At 58.6% G+C, this 350-nt stretch carries 1 protein-coding gene; it reads right to left on the bottom strand.

The window, feature by feature from the left end; genetic code table 11:
- On the bottom strand, positions 1-350 hold a 350-nt coding region (locus DDR33_RS26340; protein WP_158280879.1), incomplete at both ends, for a hypothetical protein.

Here is a 350-nt window from a genome sequence, read left to right as displayed (position 1 = left end):
TGGTAACACAGTGCGTTTTGTTTGTCAGGGCCGGGCATTCCGCTGTCGGCTTCTGACTTGGGGGGAAGGACATAGCACAGGTTGCCGAAATCGTCGTACACGTAATAGGTGGACAGGGCCTCGGTGCTCTGGTCGGCTTTGCGGTTCCAGGTGCGCTTGAGCACTACCCGGCCTTCTTTGTCTTTGAACTCCTGCAGCAGGCCGGCTTTGCCGTCGCCTTCTTTCCAGTTCTCGTCCCGGGTCTCGCTGACATAGAGCTGGTTCTGCCCGTAGCTGCCTTCGTCTTTCAGGCTGCGGTTGCCACTGGCGTCGATGCTGACGCCGTATTGTTTTGCCCATCTGCCGTTGCC

The organism is Pararcticibacter amylolyticus (genome assembly GCF_003130405.1).
GTDB lineage: Bacteria > Bacteroidota > Bacteroidia > Sphingobacteriales > Sphingobacteriaceae > Arcticibacter > Arcticibacter amylolyticus.
This window is presented reverse-complemented; position numbering and strand designations above follow the sequence as displayed.